At 43.2% G+C, this 18,213-nt stretch carries 21 protein-coding genes; all 21 read right to left on the reverse strand.

From position 1 onward, the window contains the following. The 21 genes from CIK93_RS07930 to CIK93_RS08020 all read right to left on the reverse strand — a co-directional run bounded on the left by CIK93_RS07930 (position 1) and on the right by CIK93_RS08020 (position 18,144). Positions 1–570: a hypothetical protein gene (locus CIK93_RS07930; RefSeq protein WP_094399448.1), complete on the reverse strand. Its 570-nt coding sequence runs from the start codon at positions 568–570 to the stop codon at positions 1–3. A 78-nt stretch (positions 571–648) separates the two neighbouring features. Next, the gene (locus tag CIK93_RS07935) at positions 649–1,173 is read right to left on the reverse strand and encodes a hypothetical protein (RefSeq protein WP_094399450.1); all 525 of its coding nucleotides are present in this window, start codon (positions 1,171–1,173) and stop codon (positions 649–651) included. 9 nt (positions 1,174–1,182) lie between these two features. Next, positions 1,183–3,312: a dynamin family protein gene (locus CIK93_RS07940; protein WP_158215495.1), complete on the reverse strand. Its 2,130-nt coding sequence runs from the start codon at positions 3,310–3,312 to the stop codon at positions 1,183–1,185. Between the two features lie 16 nt (positions 3,313–3,328). Further along, a complete protein-coding gene (locus tag CIK93_RS13680) occupies positions 3,329–3,745 on the reverse strand; it encodes a hypothetical protein (protein ID WP_158215496.1) in 417 nt (138 codons plus the stop codon). Positions 3,746–3,756: 11 nt separating this feature from the next. Continuing rightward, a complete protein-coding gene (locus tag CIK93_RS07945; RefSeq protein ID WP_094399454.1) occupies positions 3,757–4,158 on the reverse strand; it encodes a hypothetical protein in 402 nt (133 codons plus the stop codon). A 12-nt stretch (positions 4,159–4,170) separates the two neighbouring features. Continuing rightward, the gene (locus CIK93_RS07950) at positions 4,171–4,575 is read right to left on the reverse strand and encodes a hypothetical protein (RefSeq protein WP_094399456.1); all 405 of its coding nucleotides are present in this window, start codon (positions 4,573–4,575) and stop codon (positions 4,171–4,173) included. 74 nt (positions 4,576–4,649) lie between these two features. Then, positions 4,650–5,105 carry a hypothetical protein gene (locus CIK93_RS07955; RefSeq protein ID WP_094399458.1) on the reverse strand — a complete coding sequence of 152 codons (456 nt, stop codon included), beginning with the start codon at positions 5,103–5,105 and terminating at the stop codon, positions 4,650–4,652. A gap of 76 nt (positions 5,106–5,181) precedes the next feature. After that, complete coding sequence (locus CIK93_RS07960) at positions 5,182–6,408, reverse strand: hypothetical protein (protein WP_141210130.1); 1,227 nt, start codon at positions 6,406–6,408, stop codon at positions 5,182–5,184. Positions 6,409–6,583: 175 nt separating this feature from the next. Continuing rightward, complete coding sequence (locus tag CIK93_RS07965) at positions 6,584–7,876, reverse strand: hypothetical protein (RefSeq protein WP_144007592.1); 1,293 nt, start codon at positions 7,874–7,876, stop codon at positions 6,584–6,586. Further along, positions 7,863–8,636, reverse strand: coding sequence for a hypothetical protein (locus CIK93_RS07970; protein ID WP_094399464.1), 774 nt, complete (start codon positions 8,634–8,636; stop codon positions 7,863–7,865). Before CIK93_RS07970 ends, CIK93_RS07965 begins: the two co-directional genes overlap by 14 nt. Before the next feature lie 9 nt (positions 8,637–8,645). Continuing rightward, a complete protein-coding gene (locus CIK93_RS07975) occupies positions 8,646–10,316 on the reverse strand; it encodes a hypothetical protein (RefSeq protein WP_094399466.1) in 1,671 nt (556 codons plus the stop codon). Between the two features lie 12 nt (positions 10,317–10,328). Next, positions 10,329–11,000 carry a hypothetical protein gene (locus tag CIK93_RS07980; RefSeq protein ID WP_094399467.1) on the reverse strand — a complete coding sequence of 224 codons (672 nt, stop codon included), beginning with the start codon at positions 10,998–11,000 and terminating at the stop codon, positions 10,329–10,331. A gap of 24 nt (positions 11,001–11,024) precedes the next feature. Beyond that, positions 11,025–12,044: a hypothetical protein gene (locus CIK93_RS07985; protein ID WP_094399469.1), complete on the reverse strand. Its 1,020-nt coding sequence runs from the start codon at positions 12,042–12,044 to the stop codon at positions 11,025–11,027. 4 nt (positions 12,045–12,048) lie between these two features. Next, entirely contained in the window at positions 12,049–13,947 is a 1,899-nt protein-coding gene (locus tag CIK93_RS07990; protein ID WP_094399471.1) for a hypothetical protein, read from the reverse strand. Continuing rightward, positions 13,944–14,984 carry a hypothetical protein gene (locus CIK93_RS07995; RefSeq protein ID WP_094399473.1) on the reverse strand — a complete coding sequence of 347 codons (1,041 nt, stop codon included), beginning with the start codon at positions 14,982–14,984 and terminating at the stop codon, positions 13,944–13,946. The genes CIK93_RS07990 and CIK93_RS07995 overlap by 4 nt, the downstream gene beginning before the upstream one ends. A gap of 32 nt (positions 14,985–15,016) precedes the next feature. Next, positions 15,017–15,541, reverse strand: a complete 525-nt coding sequence (locus tag CIK93_RS08000) for a YkvA family protein (RefSeq protein WP_094399475.1) — start codon at positions 15,539–15,541, stop codon at positions 15,017–15,019. Positions 15,542–15,552: 11 nt separating this feature from the next. Further along, positions 15,553–16,593 carry an AAA family ATPase gene (locus CIK93_RS08005; protein ID WP_158215497.1) on the reverse strand — a complete coding sequence of 347 codons (1,041 nt, stop codon included), beginning with the start codon at positions 16,591–16,593 and terminating at the stop codon, positions 15,553–15,555. A gap of 12 nt (positions 16,594–16,605) precedes the next feature. Continuing rightward, positions 16,606–16,905, reverse strand: a complete 300-nt coding sequence (locus tag CIK93_RS08010) for a hypothetical protein (RefSeq protein ID WP_094399479.1) — start codon at positions 16,903–16,905, stop codon at positions 16,606–16,608. 11 nt (positions 16,906–16,916) lie between these two features. After that, on the reverse strand, positions 16,917–17,300 hold the full coding sequence (locus CIK93_RS08015; RefSeq protein ID WP_094447054.1) for a hypothetical protein: 384 nt from the start codon (positions 17,298–17,300) through the stop codon (positions 16,917–16,919). Between the two features lie 294 nt (positions 17,301–17,594). Continuing rightward, positions 17,595–17,720 (reverse strand): hypothetical protein, encoded by a 126-nt coding sequence (locus tag CIK93_RS14025; protein ID WP_256387361.1) that lies wholly within the window; start codon positions 17,718–17,720, stop codon positions 17,595–17,597. 4 nt (positions 17,721–17,724) lie between these two features. Next, a complete protein-coding gene (locus CIK93_RS08020; protein WP_094399485.1) occupies positions 17,725–18,144 on the reverse strand; it encodes a hypothetical protein in 420 nt (139 codons plus the stop codon). Positions 18,145–18,213: the final 69 nt, after the last annotated feature.

Here is an 18,213-nt window from a genome sequence, read left to right on the forward strand (position 1 = left end):
CTACTCTTTTTTGTTAGACAATTCCTTTTCTTCAGCCAGTTTGCGATAATCAACATTCTTGTCTTTCTCGCTTGGAAGACGAAACTTCCCCACTACTTTGCCTTCTTTATTGATATAGCCGTAGATTTCCACTTCAATGTCACTCGTCATGCCAAATCCATCGTCGTCCATCCAATAACGGCCATCAGGATTGATTTGCCATCTCACTCGTGCAACACCATTGCGGAAGCCCTCGACGAAGGTAGGGTACATGGCAAACTGCACTCTTGCGTTCTCCTGAATGTCCTCAGACAGCTTTTTCAAGGTGCTCCATTCAATATCCTCTTCTTCCACGGTCAGCAGATACTGACTGTGACTCATGAACTCAAAGGCGGTCTTTATGTTATGGTTCAGAATGTAACGTGGCTTCCACCAACCATTGATGAGCTGATAGACAACACCCATTCCTTCACCCAGTTCTCCCGTTTTATAAAGGTTTTCAGACAGTTTCTTTTCTGTCAGTTTCTTGTATAATGCTTCCTCCAAGGTCTCACCAGGGGCAAGCTTCTTCAGTAATCTATTCAATCCCATATCTTCGTTTTTTAAGTTCTACAATCAGAAATAACCTTTTAACATAAGGGAAGGGGAAATCATGGATGTTCTATCTTCTTACTTCACATATAGTTCCAATTCTTGACGCATATCATCCAACTGATGGTCTATGTCTTCTAACACCCTGCGTTCAAAAGATGCCTTGCGCCTGTTTCTTACAGGGACATACAGTGTCTGCATGATGACGAATGACAGAATGGGATAGAACACCTGCTCGACAACACTCATTTCCGTTTCTATATGCAGCACATAGCCAAGCAAAGAAGTCAATGCCACGAAAAGGAAATACACCCAACCATTTGATGGCTTCTTGTTCTTGATGGGTTCAAGGATAGACATGGTGTCCGTTTTTATAGAAAACCTTGCGGCTTCTTCCGGCCTGGTCTCCTTAAAAGCCTTGAACCATACGCCACGTGCCAACACGCCCCGTTGCCATTTGGCAGTCTCTTCGTGTAGCTTGGCGGTAAGCTGCAGGGCATCTACCTTTCCTCCTGCCGCCATCTGTCTTTTAGCCTCAGATAGCACGACATCCCTTATGCCGTGCCACTGGGCGTTAAACAGTATAAGCAATTCCGTATCCATACCTTAATATTATATAGTTGCCAATGCCTCCGTGTAAGGAGTTCCAAACACATCTTCATGACAGGCTCTGATTTCCTGCGCCAATGCCTCGATGATGTGGTCAGTACGTTCCTTCTCTTGTCCTGCATTGAAAGCATTGTCACGCATGTTCCGCTCTATTTCAGCAAGTCGGTTCCGCTCGTCTGCCAGTCTCTGACGGGCATCGCCGCATTTGGCATCCTTCACCTCGTTCACCTTGATGGCAATGTTCACATTCATGTCGTGCAGACGGTCGTCCAACTTGTTGTGGATTTCCTTCAGGGCAACATTCTTGCTTTCCGTGAGCATACGGTCCACCATCTCGTTCTTGCCGTTCTTTATCTGCATCCATTCGATGAGGGCGCATATCACGATGCCCCAACCGCCAGTCACAATCTGAATGACCAACCACTGCCATACTCCGTTGAACACAGCCTTACGGATGAACTCCATCCATGCCGTGCGTCCACCGGCACAGTTCTTAATGATGGCACTGGCATCTCCCACACAATAGGAAATGATGGCTTGCAGCCAGTCCTGGTCCTTGCCTTTGCCCATCTGTGGCATTTCTGTCAGCACATTGCCAAGCTGTGAGAACAGCCCCGACACGTTGTTGAGATTGATGTTCACCGACTGCTCAGCCTCTCTGATAGCATTGTCGAGCACTGCACGGTTGTTATCCATAAACTGGTCAATCTTGCCGGCTATATGGTCGGCGATGATTTCAGAGAAAGGCTGCAACAGTCGCTTGATGTCTTCTTCTCTGGCTTCCTTCGACTTGAACACATTGATATTGCTCAACGCCAATGAGAGATAGTCCCTCATGCCAAAGCGTATTTTCTCATGCAGTGTCTCCAGATCCACCTCCCATGTACTATCGACACTATCCACGGCATTGCGAATTAGCATCGCCAAAGTGTTTTGCAGTTTCAAGGTGCAGTTGTCAAATGAGGTCTCTGTTGCGCTCAGACCCGTTTCTATCTCACCGATAATACGCAGACATTCATCCTGCTTTTCGGCACTGAGCTGACCGTTACGCTCATAGATGGCTCTGTCCTCACGAACCTTTTCCACAGCATCGTTATAAGTGTCGAGCATCGTGCGGAACACCTTCCTGTATTGTGCAGTGCAACGCTCATCGGTAGTCAGAAATTCCTGCAGGGCTTGCTCAAATGGCAGGAACTGGCTGCGTTGCATCTTCAGCTCCGCCTTCTGTTTGTCTATCGCCACGTCTCGCTGCAAGTCCTCGTCGAAAGTCATTCCCCTGCGGGCATCAAGAGCCAATAAGGCAGACAGTCCGAACACACGCTTCTTCATCAACACCTCGTCAATGCTTCCGTCTGCCTTGGTGAAACAGGCTTTCACGTCATTGCGAACCCGCTCCATCGCCTGCTCACGCTGCACATCAGATGCTATGTTGTCTATCTTGTTGAGCACGAAGAACACGTTGCCTGGATTACCCTTGAAATGTTCCTGAAAGTATTCGCGGTCAGCCTCCGCAAAACCACGCTCGCCACACAGATAGACAATAGCCTGTGCCTTGGCGGCTATGTCGAGGGCAAGCTCTGTCGCCACAGCCTTGTCCTCCAATCCCGGACTATCGACTATGTTCACACCATCTGCCATCAGTGGCAACGAGCAGCGGACAATGGAATATGCCACATCCTTGAAGCGTGCCACGCTGCCCGTCTGCGCAAATTCCTCATTGTCGGCATTCGTATATTGATATGTAGCGACAAATTCCTGTTTGCTGACATGTTCCACACGTCCTGCCGTTACACTGCCGTCTGCATTTACAGTGTCCTTGAAATGAATCTCCACGTCATCCTCATCGCAGCCATACTGGATGAAGGTGAGAATGGCTGTGCTTGGCAGAGCCGACTCAGGCAAGATGCGGCTTCCTAACAAGGCATTTACAAGGGTACTCTTGCCCGAAGTGAATGTACCCATGATGACCACACGGAACAGACCATCGGTAATAGTCCGTACTTCCTCCAAACAGCGGTCACGTTGCAAGGTCAACCCAAGTCCCGTTTCCATGCCGTTCAGACTCTGTCGCTCGCCAACCAATGCTGCCGCATGGTTGAGAGCTGATACCAATCTTGTATTCTTCTTATTCATATTAGTCGTATTTTGTTTATTTCCAGATTGAGGTGTCCGTAATAAGGCAAGCATTTGCGCAAGCAAACGACCAAGCTTCGAAGAAATCTTTGATGATTCTTTCCAGACTCTTACTGTTGAATTCATTTGACTCATTGATATTATACCATGGTGAATACACATACGACAGCCCATCGTTCCAATCGCCATTATATTCCTTGTGGAAACTTCTTACGACATCCAACATTATGTCAAATTCGCTTTGTGACAATTCCCCTTGAAGTCCCATGACGGTTTGCAAGATGCAAAAAGCACCTTCCTTTTCATCCATATCGAGGAAATATTCCATCGAGTTGTATTTGACGATGTAAAGACCACAAGAGTCTTTCTTCATCTCTGCTCCAAGCTCAGAAAAAGCCTTCTTCAGTTTATATCGAACTGTCGTTTTACCCATAACGATTATGATTATCTTAGACTAACCAATATCTCCAAGCCGTCTTCATGGATTTGTATGCCGTCAAGTTGTGCATATTCCATAATTTGCCGAATCTCTTTAACATGATCAGGGAAAAGATTGATTCTTTTGTCTTCGGGCTTGATTTCTATTCCGTGTGGCAGTTTGTTGTCAAGGTGTTCCACAGCACCGGCAATCAACATTGCCATGCCTGTCCCACATTCGTATGACAAGCACACAACATCCTTGCGCATAGCTTCAATGTGGATTTGAAGCACCATAGGTGGAATGAAACGACCCAATTGGCAAGATACTTCGAGTGTCTTGTCATCGATGCGTTTCAACTGTGGACGAATCATATAGTGCTTTTCCACATAGTTCGCCACTTCTTCATAATGCACTTTTATGTTCATAAATTCATCGTTTTATAGTTTTTCAAACGCAAATACTGTCATGCTCCGGGAGTTTGTAATCTCATCCGCTTCTTGAACACCCCAGTTAATTTCAACATCCTCTTCAGCAAGACGTGATAGACATTCGTTCATTCCTCCCAGCTCATCCATCATCAGAGGCTGGTCTTTTTTGTAGGATATGATGATTATCACGCTTGAAAGCGTATTATTGATATTCTTCTTTATCTCATCAATGGCCTTGACCGACATTTCTGATATGCCGAGCGGTTCATCCACTTTTACTGCTACAGCAGGCTTGCTTTTCCACGCTTTCATCTCAAAATCGTTCCAGTCGAGCCTTATCATCCCGTCTCTCAAAGCTACCTCATATATATAGGTCTTTGCTATTTCCCATTCTCGTGTTATTACTTGAACCATAATTATTCTGTTTTGAATGCAAAATTAATACTATTTGTAACCCGTAAGTCTCAAAATCATTGATTTACATAGCTTTATTCTTCTCCTTCTATGTCTAATGATGCAATCTTCTGTAAAAGTTCATCATCACAGATTGTCTTGTTGCCGCATTGTTCAATCACTTCTTCCCTGAATTTGTCTCCATTGACATATTCCTGCAACTCCTCGATAGTCTTGCAAGCGATTAGGAAAACAGAAATATCATGTGGCTTCTCATTGTTTCCTCTGTCTATCGTTATTGTGACAGCTAAGGAGAACAGGGAAGGTTCCATATCCATCCGCATGATAATTATTCCCATTTTCTTTACGACCTGTTTCTCTGGCAGAACGTTCATCGAAGCGTATGCCACTCCGTCAAATGGAAGCAGTTCCCTTACACACTTTAAAAACTCCTCGTCATGAATCACTTGATTGACGAAACCGGCAAATTTCTCGATGTTATCTGTGAGAAAAGCCTTAACCCTGTTAGTTGAAATAATTTCTTTATCCATATTGTTTATTTTACTTATAATAAAGATGTGGAAAGTGCTGGCGTTCTATCAATGTAGAACGCCAAGCACCTTTCTGTCATGCGTTGTTTTTCCACCATTCACGGATAGCGGCATTGAACTTCTTGTTCAGGCGTGAATAGCGGGTGTCCAACCACGCACGTGCTCTTCCGCAACGTTCTGCCACTTCAACGGGTGCTGTGTTTTCAATGAAGCGCAAACGCCATATAAGTTTGTCCTCGTCAGACCATTGCAGTTTTTCAGAGAAGCGGTAAAGGAAGTCCACGACCTTGTCATTGATTTCTTCCTTGTCAAGATTGACACCGAAGACATCTGCCAAAGGACTGGCATCACTCTTTCCTTCCTGCCATTTCACAAACTCCTTGATAAACTCTTCCGATACCTCGACATTGCGCGGAGTCTTGTCCCTCAATACCAACTCCTCATAATAGCTGTCACCGCGGATCAGTTTGTCTTTCAAAGCCATTTCTGCCTTCTTGATTTCTGAGCGTAATGATTCTGCTTCCAGTTTAAAGTCCTTTGCCATCTTCTTTTCGTTCTTGCGTTCAACGTAGGATGCCATCAGGAGATTCTTATACATTCCCTCAGGCATAAGGTCTGTAATGATGAGTTCCCACACATCAGGCGAGATGGAGGTGCCGAGCAAGCGAGTATTACCCGAAGTGCGCTCACGGCTCACATTGATGACCTTCATGTCTTCCAGTACTCTCATGACTTCATGGCGTGAAACTTGTTCAAGCCAGCAGAAGAAGCTGCTCTTTTTTGCATAGTTATCCAATACGCTCCATGTTCCATTATCCCATAAATGGGTATAGACAATATTACCAAACTCCTCGACACTCACCTCATAGTGATATGTCTGCTTGATCTGTGCGATAATCTTGGAACGGAAACGGCTGATGTTGCATTCGTTGTTATTCTTACCATAGAAAAACTTCTGGGCGAACAGTTGGTCTCCAGACTTCAAACGGTTGATAATACGTTCTGCCTCCGTCGCATTAGCATAGTTCCATACCACTTCGCGTGTTACAACACCATAGTACTTACGTTCCTCTTTTTCATCAGAGAAAGTCAGCTTATCTTCCTCTATACGAGCAAGAACCAGCTCCGCAAGTTGCTCATCTGTCACATCGAGTGACTTCTTACGGTCTTCAATCTCCATACGGACAACGACAAGCAGACCCATGATAAAGTCCTTGACAGCTTGTCCGATACCAGGAGTCTTTACTCCGTTGCTTGTTGCGCCTTTGAGGGTTGCGCTACCTGTTGTTTCATTCTTCTTCATATCTGTCAAATCTTTAAGTTTATGCATACGAAAACCGACCTCTGCAATGTTAAATTTCATTGCAAAGGTCGGCAGATTTTGACAGAATGAAGGTGCTTTGTAATGTGCCTCTTATATCAAATTATTCCCCACTGAAAATCAGGTTGTTATCGTAATATGTTAATCGAATTTAACACTAAATCATTGTCATTATCTCATCGGGCAGTTTGATATGGTCTGGCAAGACTGCAAGATGCGATGCTATATCACGGAGAAGGAATGGTTCTGCAGGTTCTTGCATCCTCTCGCAGGTGCCTCCTATGTCGTCACGGATGCTTTTCAGCACGGTATATAACCCCTTTTGCTGCACTTCGTTATTGGCGTTATAGTTCTTCATCATGTCAATAAAGAATTGCTCACCATTTATTCCATATACGATATTGTACAGTTTGCCAAACAACTCTTTATATTGTATCAGATTCAGCGTGTCAACCTTGTCGCCATTCTTTTTTCTGTCCAACAGATATATCAGGTAGAGGATGCAACCGTTCTTTCTGCTGAAGTGAACTTGCAACGCCTCTTCATCTCTAACAAGAAAGAGACGATAATATCCATCGTTCTTTCTGTTTACGTCTATTTTTTTTACTTTTCGTACTTCTAAATCCATGGTAGATACCTCTGCCATTCGTCGCGGGTTGATGTAGTTGTTAATCTTCTCCTGCAACTTGGGTGATTGTTTGAGGAAGAGCATACGCAAAGTGACAGGGTCAATGATACTGATGACGAAGTCAAGCTCTGCCGCAACCTTAGGGTCATGGGTCTTGTGGTATATCTTAAGGTTGTCCAAGAAACGGGAATACATCTCCATCCTTTGTTGGTGGGTAATAACACCTTTAACCTCCAACCGTTCCTTCAGAGCGGCAGTTGATGCTGCCATACCAAAGGATGGTTGCATCGCATTGTCAGCCAATCCTGCAAGATACTTGTATTGGAATGCCTCGTCATTAATGGCATTCTTAGCAAGTTCTATGAACTCGTCCGTATTGTCTTTCGCAAAAGCCTTTATGGCTTCTCCAATGTCATGTTTGGTGATGCGTTCTGCAGCATACATCATCATGAGAAGGTCACTAAGCAGATTATCTTCGCTTGTCTTGGCAACGATGAAATTCTTCTCACTATCCGCATGATTTTTTAATTGTATCACGAAATTATCGCCATACTGCTCAATGCGCTCCTTGATCTTGGGATGGTTCTTCAGTTCTACATGCTGTATTACCTCCAAGTCATAGTCGTTGAAATATACCTTGTTCTGTTCCTGTATTTTGGCATTATACTCTTCCATCAACGACACAGCCTTTTTCGCAAATGAGGATTCCTCGTCTGCTATCAGGTATATACAATTATCGAGGAACTGTCCGACCGAACAGTTTTCTTTGATGAGCTTGCCAATACAAGGCTCATCCATGGGGGATTTATCAATTATTCTCATTGTCTTTATCTTTTTGTTTTCTATGTTTCATTACTACTTGCTTAATCAAGTTGCTATCTGGCAGGTCTTCAATCCTGACAGGCTGCGGTGGGGGAGGTGAAGGTAATTCAAGTTCGTATGCCATCTTTCGATAATCGCTTTCTAACGTGTCGTAGTGGGTATAAACGAAAAACGGCATGTATCTTATCACGATGTCCATAATCGTGTTGCCATCCACTCTCATCCGTTCCAGATTTTGACGGCCACATTCTACAATTTCCTTCCTCAACTTGCCATCGGGATGTGTAAGGCTGTATTTCTGTCTTGACAATGCGTATTTGAATTTGCCTGTTGTCAATAGATGTCTTGCCGCATATAATCCGGCTGTCATGTCCGCTGCAAGTTCCTGAATCCATCGTTCGCTGCAGAACAGAGAAAAGCGGTAATGAAAGAGCATTTGGTGTGCCATCTCATGAACGAAACACAAGGTGAAGGCATCATTGTTGTTGATACCTGTCTTTTTCAGCATTTCCATATTATAAGACAATTCGCATTTGTCGGCATTGTCACCCAACAGCACCTCGGCAAACGTCTCGCACTTACTGCTTATCTCTGGTGTCGGCATATTGAAGAACTCTGCTACGTTAGTCACAATAGCAACTATATCCTCTTCAGTGACATCCTCTCTGTCCTTGAAAAGGGCTTCAAACAGATTGCATTCATGGCGACGTTGGAATTTCCACCATTCAGCCATGTGTTCATAGACCTCTTGTGTTACCATATTTCGTATTTATCCCAATTTTGCACGTTCTTTTTCCACTGTATTTTGCAGATCTTTCATCTTTTCTTTCCATGTAGTAAATAAGAGATTCAAACTCTGCATTTTCTCATTGGAAAAATCTGCTATGTCATTGAGAGTCTTCTGATATAGATTATTTATCATGTATGACCAAACCAGTATGGAAGAGTTGTTCTTGTCGTTGACAGCCTTCAACTCATTGCTACATTCCTCTAACTTTGTTTGAATTTTCAAGTTGCTTCTTCTATTGGGCATCTTTATATTAACTAAGGTGTCTATCACCAATCGTGGATCTTCCTTGACAAGGTCTATGTCTGGCAATTGGCTTTCAATATCCTCAATTTGAGCCTCATATTCTTTTATTATATCATCATATTTGTTGGCTGAATACCATATTGATTTCTTTAAGTTGTTGACACCAAGTTTCATTTCTGCCACTTCATTAAGGATGAAACTATAAATAGATATCGCAATCTGCTCAGCCACAGAAGACGTATCTGTAACAGGAACATTCTCAATAATCTCAGCACTATGAAACTCTTCTTTTTTCTCATCTGCAAAGTTTCGTATAGCAGACAGGGTTTCCCTACTTTTTTTATCAGTCTCTTCCTTCATGATATAGTATTCCTTCTCATAAGCTTCTATAGCATTATTAAGTGGTATCTGTTTAATCTTATTGGTTGCGAATCGTCCAGCTAAAGCACCTCCAATGCCCCCCAATAATGCGCCTATACCTGCTCCTAATGGTCCCAAAAAACATCCTCCTGCAAGAGCGCCACCCTTAGCTCCTGCAATTGCACCAACACCTGCTCCGGCGGCATCCAACGCTATATTTTTCAATGAAGTAATATAGTCCGTTTTATCTTCTGTAAGCAATTGATATTCTCTAAATGAAGAGATGGCTATTGTAACAACAGGTATGTGACCTGTAATGTCAAAATCAGAAGCATTCGTAAAATCATCAATACATTGACTTGCTTCCAATGCTGTATTCATATCGTTTCCCATAGAAGTGATGGAATGAGCCAATTCACGTGTTGCGTCATTTACTCCTAATGCTTCCATGGCACCCGATTTTAACGGAGTTAAAGCTGCACTAGCAATATTGTGGTGCGATACTTCATGCATCATTGATGCCATCTGCATCTTTCCTAAGTGTTGCATCCCATAACAAAACCTTTGAAGACCATCGGCTGAAAAAAAAGAGGATGCATTATCCTTGATTGCAGAAATGGCATCACCAAACACAGCATGACCTAAATTCGGAGGCAATACTTCTGCAATGGAATGTAGAGACTGACCTATTTGCGATGAAGGTATAACAGATAGTATAAACTGTTCTGTGCCAACTGTAGCTAAAGAATGTTCTTCAAAGAACTTAGATAGTTTATTCAGGGATGACTCAGAGTCATCACAAGAAGAAACATATTCAGGAGTTGGAATATCGAGCTGTTCAATATTATTGCGAATCTCTTCGATATTCTCCTGTAATTCATCAATACGGTCAAATTCATCCTCTAAATTTGATGTATCAATCACATCGATTGAGTCATCTGCATCCATAATAGTGTTGACTTTATCCTCGAATTTCCTTTTTGAACGAAGACAAGCCAAACCAACTCCTATTGCTATTACTACTATTGAGCTAATTATTAATATCATATGCAAAACATCTTAAAACCTATAATACTTTCGCTGCAGATTCTGTATTTCATAGAGATTCTGGTTTCTGAATGCCATAAACTCATTAACCAAATTTTGGATGGTCAATGGTATTCCGCGACGATGCATTTCTGGAGCAACATAACGACCATGTCTGATAAACATGGCTCTGAGAGTCCCTTCAGGATGGCTTGGGCTGCCGTTGGTCAGCAGCAATCCCATAGCCACTTTCTCTATAGAAGACATATTCCATAATCCTGCTCTGCATCCCATAAAGAAGTCAGGACATAGTTCCGACTCCCATTGTCCGTTAGCCACACCAGGGAATTGGGTGTTTTGAAGGACACGGTGGCCGCATTCATGAGTCATTACCAGTGAGAAGGCCTCCTTGTTGGTGACATTCATATTGATAAGCTGCTGCATATTGAAACACAGCACGTCATCGTAATAACTCCCCCTGTCCCAATTCATAAACATGGTCTGCCCGTTTTGGGCATTTGTGAGGTCTTGTATCATCCTCGGCATCGGAATGTTGAAGAAATCACAAGCCGACTTGATAGCATCGTTGATGTCAGCATCACTCAACCCAAATCGGTTGAAACGTTGCTGGCATCGCTTCAAGAAGTCTTCCATTGAAGGTCTCTGAAGAAACTGGAATGCAGGATTATCGAATATGTTTGCCATAATGGTATTCAATGAAAATTCATACTATAGCGCAAGATTCAATGCCTGTTTGGCATTTTTGAGGTCGATATTCGCGCTGTGAATCTTGCTCTGCGTATCATGTATCTTGTTACATGTTGCCCGGTATTCATCAACACTATTTTCTCTGCCTCTCAAAGCTCTTTCCTTGTATTCCAGCAGTTCTAACTCGTGCTTCAACCTGCGCACTCTGTCTTCACAGTCCTCCACTCGGTGCCGACGTTCCGCAATCTCAGATGCCGTATATGTTATTCCATGGAATGCAGAACCATCCGTAGTATCGCTATCACCCGATTGTGATACAATTCCTACGCTACCAGTAGTTTCTCCACTTGTACCATGGTATGCATTGGTTTGTACCTGTTGCAGGGCAATCTCATTCACGATGGCTTCCTGCTTGAAAATCTCGCTTGCATCTTCCTGAACGTGGTCATTCAATCTTGCAAGAATATTCTCTGCTGTCACAGGTATTCCGTGAGATTTTAGGTCTTCACCTATCTCCTTGCCAATCTCTATATACTTCAAACGAAGTTCACCATTAGGATGCGTCGGGCTGGGCGTTTCGCGCCCTAATGATTCCTCAACAGCTGTTGTGTCAATACCCTCTATCGCAGCCCGAACACCCATAAATGCATCACAGGAGAGTTCCTCCTGCCAATTACTAAGTTGATGCGTATTGCTCAGGTATTGCAACATGCAATGAGCCACTTCATGTGTGCAAATCAGTGATAGCGATTGCTCATCATGAATACCCAAATTCAACATCTGTTCACGACTGAAACCGAGAACATCATCATTCAGGGTTGTGGGGTCATGCGTGTAAACTCCTGTACTTTGATCCATTCTGACTTCAAGGTCATTCATCTGCATAAAGCCGCACGCATCGTGTACAGCATTCTGTATTACATCATCTGGCAGGTTGTACTCGTGAGCCAAATTGTGGAAATGCCCAAGGGCATCAGTATATACCGCATGATTGAAATCAAACGTCGGGTGGTAAACGGTAGTATCAAAATGTGCGTCCATTATATTACTTTGTTTGAGGTGAAAAACTTATTATTATATAATCGTCGGCAATCTTGTCAAGCATTTGGGTGAGATTCACCATTTTGCTCTCAATGAATTGCTTGTCTTCATCAGAGATAGAGTCATGTATGATGTCTTCTTTAAAAAAGATGTAATCAATCCATTTGACAAGGGAAGCATTACAATATTCAAGTATTCTTTTTTCCACACTGTCCTTGATATAGGAGTCCTTCCAGAAATCCACTTTGACATCGTTTGCTTTTGACTTGACATAATCTTTCAGACGCATATAACATTCATCAAAGGCATGTGCTTTCTCCTCACTGTCAAAACGAAGCAAATCGTTTTCCTGATGGGCAGATAAGGTCTTGTTTAATACACTTGCAATAGTCTCTTCTCTATATTGATTGCCTTTATTATCAATAACTCCTAATATATCTGTTGCCTTTTGGTCAAAGATCCCAAAAACCTGTTCTTTGAACATTGGACGAACCCAATTCCTTCTGTCGGTAGTCTCGTCCGTCTCTTGGCGACACCGTTCTATAAGGTTGTCGCAGATGTCAAGACACTCGGTTGATAGCGAATGTTTCGCTTTATCTGTGATAGGCTCTGCCATAATGAATGTATGAGCTTCATCACAGGAGTTGGTTCTGTTGTCCGTATTTAGGCTCTCAACACTGTTCCGATACAGACTTTCAAGGGATATGCAGTAATGAAGCCCGCTGATGAATCCTTCTGATACGCTCATCTCTTTTTTGTGATTCATTACATATTTGAGGAAAGTCACCAATTTGTCCAGTTCGTAGGATGGAAGCCCAATCTTTTGATCCACAAGTGCATTCTCACCAAGGAACTGACAACATACCACCTTGAATGCGTCATCACTTTTCCCAAATCGGTCAATGACAGCGCAATACGACAGCACGGCATCAAAGTCCAATATCAACTGGACTTGACTATTACTGAGGCTGCTCTTCAACATGGCTACATATTGCTCATACATATTCTGTACGGTTGCGTGGTCAACGTCATAACGCATAGACAGTAATTGTGGGAGCAATGGTATCACACTATATCTGCACCACATATATTGGTCATCCATATAACCGATGATACCCTCCAGCATATCAACGAGTTCCGATACAAGCTGTTCGATATCTACATTCACATAATCGTCATTCTGATGGTATTGGTAATGCGTCCCCTCTAATGACAATCTGATTTCACGGCAGTAGCTATTGCTTGCATCCATTCCGGTAACGCACCAATGGGTCATCTCTATCTGGAGACCTCTTTTTGTCAGTACAGGTGAAAAGATTATCGTTGGCACATTTTGCGTTGAAGCATGAATATTGGCACATTGAGCACTGTCCGCAGGGTCTTTGTCATCTTTCCATGCGTCCTGATAGAAAAGGACAGGGTGACTGCTGGCTTTGTTCCATGACTTGGCGAATCTGATGGACAGTTCGTCTTCAACGACCTTCCAAATCTTATTCTGGAAGTTACGGTCTCTGCATGGACCCATAATCACGTTGATGGGAACAATGCTTTCCACATCGTCAGTTTCGTAACCGAAAAGGTTGTCGTCTCTCATTACCAAAGGCATGACTGCTAAAGGCCATTTTTCCAAGGATGCCAGTTCGGCAATTGTTTGCAGGTTCTGCTTGTGCATCTCCTGCATGACGTTCTTTCTTTCTATGCGTTCCTCTTCTATAATCTGCCTTCTCGCATCTGCCATGGCATGAAACTGTTCCATGGCCACCTCAAAATTCTTCTCCATAACGGCACGCTGATATGCCTCTTGCTTCTCTTGGATGGTCTTGGCGTTCTTTTCGTTCCTCCAGGCATTGTATGCTTGTATGCCAAACGATACTGCTCCTATTGTTGCACCTGCTATAATCATGATTCAATCGTCTTATCAAGTTTCTTAATTTCTTCTTCATCGATAATCATGGTATCGATATTGCTCTGGCTTTGGATGATGAGTCCACGATATTTTGTGGTCAACATATTCCAGACAAGTTCATCCTCTTGCAGCAAACCTTTTATCTTATAAAGAGAGTCTGCTGGTGAATGATGAAGCATCAGTCGATAACAGTCATCAATGTATGCTGCAGCAGCAATCATCAGGGTTCTCATTCTTTCAGGGTTCTCTGCTATTTTGGACATCGGCACCCTAAATGTCTTGTCCATAATCATGTGACTCTGTCCTAACTGATAACCCCATGTCGCGGTTTCTATTGAGAGAATGTCACCTCGCTGAACAGGATAGATGATAACTGTTGGCAGACCTTGCATGATGTAATGCAAGTTCATGGTGTCTGCCATGGCACTTACGCAGTCACATTCCCAGCCTCTCATCCAGATGGAATCCAAACCAAGATTATAATGCAACAAGAAATCCTCTTTAAACTCATCACAGAAGTCTGCGTATGCGCCCTTCTTGTCCATGCTCTTTGCTGTCAACGGTGTACGTGCAACCATCAATTTTAGCCTTGGAACGCCGATGTTATCCGTGGAAGGATGTAGCATCTCTTCTAATACAGCGTTGATTTGCGGACGAAAATGCGTGTTCCAAGACTTCTCACAGAAACGTCTGAACTCTTCTTCCTGTTGACGGTCACGGCACGACTGAAGGGCTGCCTCTCTTTGGTTTTTCATACCAAGGTCATGACACTCATGGAGGAATTCAATTTCAGCCTGCATTTTCCTGTCACCAAACTCATTGCGAATCTGGTTTAGTTCCTCTTGGAAACTGATAGCTCTGGCATTATGCTCAGCAGCAGTTCTGCGGGATTTCCAGCCAGCATATACCATTCCTGCCATTTGACCGGCGAAATATCCCGAAATTACCCTCTCACCAGCAGGCATGGCTTCTACTGCTTGACCAATACCTGCCGCTGAAGGCAATGTAAATCCTAATTGCTCGTATGGTGTCATCTTCGTATTTCTTTATGTGAATATATATATTATCAATCTATCACCACATCATCGTCATCCCACATTGGTGTGGTTGGCTTACGTGGCTTGTTTACTGGTCCCTGAGTGTTGAACTGGGGAGGAGTCTGCACAGGCTGCTCACGCCATCCGTCATTGTATGAAGTAGGGTTATTCCAGTTGTTGTTAGAAGGTGCATCGCTTGCTATGGCAGGTTGCATACCACCAAACCACTGATTGAGGATGGCATTTACCTGTGCATCGATTTGCGGGGTGACACGCGATTTCACCCTATTATATGCCAATGCAAGTGCGGCACCATTGTCAATAAAGCCAAGAATGCCAAAGTTCTCTGTGCTTATCAAGTCTTCTGGAAGAAGTTGATAGGCAAGGGCTGCCACTATGATAGTCTTGTCCAATCCTGGAGTGTCAGGTGACTTCAACACGTAATACAACTCTAAGACGGTACGTGTTCCTTCAATGCCAGCGGTTTTTGCATACTTTTGTATGTACTGCCACAATTGTTCGCTTCCTCCAAATAATCTTAGTATCTTGTCCATATCCCCTTTCTTTATATGTTAATGTCTTCTTTTGTTATTATCACGAGTTGCTCGTTGTCTATTGTGTCCATCTTAGCCAGTCTATTGGCTTGGTTCTGGATTATCTTCTCAAAGATGTTCCTGCAATATCTTGCATTGCCGAAATGCTTGTCCTTATGACGCACAGCTTGCTCGATTCTCGCTTGCAGTACTTCAAGTGCATCCCGCTTAATCTTATAATGAGACTTTCTTAGGTTGAACTTGAATATCTTCACTAATTCCTCAACAGAGTAGTCATCAAACTGGATATATCTGTTGAATCGCGATTGGAGGCCGGGATTTGACTCGATGAATCCTTTTATCTCGTCCGTATATCCAGCAAGGATAACCACAAGTCTGTCTCTGTCATCTTCCATACGTTTCAGCAACGTTGCAATGGCTTCCGCCCCAAAGTCATTTTCTCCACCTACAAGTGTATATGCCTCGTCGATGAACAGCACTCCATCCAGCGCATCATCAATGACCTTGTTTGTTTTAACTGCTGTCTGTCCCACATACTCTGCAACTAACTTACTGCGGTCAACCTCTACAAGATGTCCTTTCTGCAGCACACCCAGTTCTTTGTAAATACCTGCCACTATTCTGGCTACGGTTGTTTTGCCTGTACCGGGATTGCCTGTGAAAACGCAGTGGTAGGACACAGAAGTGGTTGGTAGCCCACTCTGTTCCCTCATTTTCTGAATACGGAGCAGGTTTCGAAGAGAGTCTATGTCTGTTTTGACACGTTCCAGCCCAATCAGATTATTCAACTCCTGCTCGTAATCAGTGTTGTCTGCAATTCCATTGGAAGCAGAGGACTGTGATGGTTGATTTTGCGGCTGAGAGTATTCAGCATAAGCGTCCCTTGCCCAAAGGCAGTTGCATTGGGCTGCATTCTTCAGCCAACCCAAACCATGTTCCCGGTTTGGTTGTACTATCTTGCCCTCACACAGCATGATTCCTAGTGCGGTTTGGGCAAACACGTCACCATGACGAGCTGCTTCTATAATCTGATTAAATGCTTCCTGTGTCATAATAAACATATTTTAGTCCCAAAACTTAAAGCCGAGTTTTCGACCTTCTCGTTCCCATTTCTCATCATCTTTCTTGAAGTCATCCAACATCTTTTCTGTACTGTTGATGAAGTCATCCGTATCATCAAGCAGTGCTTGGGTCTTCAATCGGAGAGCGATTCGGCTTTTCACATAATTTTCTTCGCTGCTTGATGCCCCAATGGCTCGCATTACTTTCTTTAGGCAACTATTGGAAGAATCCAACTTAATGCCACTGTTTTCTATTTTACGATCCAACTCTTGTTGTCTCGAAGTTAGGTCATACCATCCCATAACATTCCGTATTAAAATCCTATTACCACTATAAGCTCAAATTGGTCATTTTGCAAATTGTCCATTGTAGATATTCCCCATTTGCATTCCAATTCTTCGCCCAGTTTGTCTATTACCTCATGGATGTCATTTATATTCTCCATGAAACAATTATCTTGTGGAAGTCGAATGACGAATAGCAATCCTTTTACCTGTTTGCTGTCGTTTCTCTCAATAATTGAGGAGATGGCGTTATCGAGCATAACGCCAATCTCTTCGATCTTCCCAGAAACCTTTTCTGCGTCAATATCGCCGACATTAGCCTTGAAACTATCAACATCGTTTTGGTCAATGTTAATGAATCCCTGACTACTTACGATTTCAGCCAAAAGGCTATTTACTCTTTCTGTTTTCATTGTCTATAGAATTAAATTATCATTGTTCTATGAAGACTGTCCACTGCCTTGTCCAGTTCTTCGTTAGCTTTTTCTGAGTCGTGATTAGCCATTGCATATATGCCCTTGGCTGTATGATAAAGAGATCCAATCAGTCCCATAACTTTCACTATTTGATTAAAAATTCCTGTTTTCGCATGTAAAGATAGTAACAATTCTTATTGCATGTAGTAGAGTTATACTCCCTTACATCCAATTCATTTTGTCTCACAAATTTATTGTGTAAAGAAGTGTAACTCTACTGCAATTGCAACGTTACATTTTCTTGTCCTTGGACTGATTCACCTTTTCATCAATCCATTTTGCTGCTTCGCCAGCGGCTTTGAAAGCCTGCCCGCTAAGGAGATAATATCCTCCCATTATTGCCAATACTGTTCCCATAATACTAATCATCAAGTAATTTACCTATGCACCAACCAATCCCTGCACCGATAGCTCCGCCAACAGCAATTGCACCTACAATGGGGGCGGCAGCAACCACCAATCCACCTACTGCTGTTCCCACGGCACTGGCTCCAGAAGCAACAGCTCCAATACCAGAGGCTACCGTTGAGCCTGCTGATGTTACAGCAGCTCCAACACTGCCCAGGCCAATTGCGGATGCTGCACTTCCTATACCAGAGGCAGTCGAATTGATAGAGTTAGTGAATGCATTGACTGCGTTATTGCTTGCATTGGAGATCGAACTGCCAATAGAGTTAGCACCAATTGCTGACAAAGCAGCACCTGAACTTGCGCCTACAGTTGCACCTGCGGTTCCTACGATTGCGTTGTAGCCTAAGCTACCGGGTCTTGGAGGTCTCATAATACTTTCGTTTTAAATTGTTATTCTTTTTGTTTTCTGTACTGCAAAATTACATGATTTTCTGCTACA

The sequence above is a fragment of the Prevotella sp. P3-92 genome (assembly GCF_002251205.1).
Lineage (GTDB): Bacteria > Bacteroidota > Bacteroidia > Bacteroidales > Bacteroidaceae > Prevotella.

Coding starts and splice junctions, on each gene's coding strand:
- CIK93_RS08020 (WP_094399485.1), bottom strand. CDS start 18,144: ATGAGACCTCCAAGACCCGGTAGCTTAGGCTACAACGCAATCGTAGGA.
- CIK93_RS07995 (WP_094399473.1), bottom strand. CDS start 14,984: ATGACACCATACGAGCAATTAGGATTTACATTGCCTTCAGCGGCAGGT.
- CIK93_RS07970 (WP_094399464.1), bottom strand. CDS start 8,636: ATGGTAACACAAGAGGTCTATGAACACATGGCTGAATGGTGGAAATTC.
- CIK93_RS07960 (WP_141210130.1), bottom strand. CDS start 6,408: ATGAAGAAGAATGAAACAACAGGTAGCGCAACCCTCAAAGGCGCAACA.
- CIK93_RS07940 (WP_158215495.1), bottom strand. CDS start 3,312: ATGAATAAGAAGAATACAAGATTGGTATCAGCTCTCAACCATGCGGCA.
- CIK93_RS07990 (WP_094399471.1), bottom strand. CDS start 13,947: ATGATTATAGCAGGTGCAACAATAGGAGCAGTATCGTTTGGCATACAA.
- CIK93_RS07930 (WP_094399448.1), bottom strand. CDS start 570: ATGGGATTGAATAGATTACTGAAGAAGCTTGCCCCTGGTGAGACCTTG.
- CIK93_RS08015 (WP_094447054.1), bottom strand. CDS start 17,300: ATGAAAACAGAAAGAGTAAATAGCCTTTTGGCTGAAATCGTAAGTAGT.
- CIK93_RS07980 (WP_094399467.1), bottom strand. CDS start 11,000: ATGGCAAACATATTCGATAATCCTGCATTCCAGTTTCTTCAGAGACCT.
- CIK93_RS08000 (WP_094399475.1), bottom strand. CDS start 15,541: ATGGACAAGATACTAAGATTATTTGGAGGAAGCGAACAATTGTGGCAG.
- CIK93_RS08005 (WP_158215497.1), bottom strand. CDS start 16,593: ATGACACAGGAAGCATTTAATCAGATTATAGAAGCAGCTCGTCATGGT.
- CIK93_RS07965 (WP_144007592.1), bottom strand. CDS start 7,876: ATGAGAATAATTGATAAATCCCCCATGGATGAGCCTTGTATTGGCAAG.
- CIK93_RS14025 (WP_256387361.1), bottom strand. CDS start 17,720: ATGGGAACAGTATTGGCAATAATGGGAGGATATTATCTCCTTAGCGGG.
- CIK93_RS13680 (WP_158215496.1), bottom strand. CDS start 3,745: ATGGGTAAAACGACAGTTCGATATAAACTGAAGAAGGCTTTTTCTGAG.
- CIK93_RS07975 (WP_094399466.1), bottom strand. CDS start 10,316: ATGATATTAATAATTAGCTCAATAGTAGTAATAGCAATAGGAGTTGGT.
- CIK93_RS07950 (WP_094399456.1), bottom strand. CDS start 4,575: ATGGTTCAAGTAATAACACGAGAATGGGAAATAGCAAAGACCTATATA.
- CIK93_RS07955 (WP_094399458.1), bottom strand. CDS start 5,105: ATGGATAAAGAAATTATTTCAACTAACAGGGTTAAGGCTTTTCTCACA.
- CIK93_RS07945 (WP_094399454.1), bottom strand. CDS start 4,158: ATGAACATAAAAGTGCATTATGAAGAAGTGGCGAACTATGTGGAAAAG.
- CIK93_RS08010 (WP_094399479.1), bottom strand. CDS start 16,905: ATGGGATGGTATGACCTAACTTCGAGACAACAAGAGTTGGATCGTAAA.
- CIK93_RS07985 (WP_094399469.1), bottom strand. CDS start 12,044: ATGGACGCACATTTTGATACTACCGTTTACCACCCGACGTTTGATTTC.
- CIK93_RS07935 (WP_094399450.1), bottom strand. CDS start 1,173: ATGGATACGGAATTGCTTATACTGTTTAACGCCCAGTGGCACGGCATA.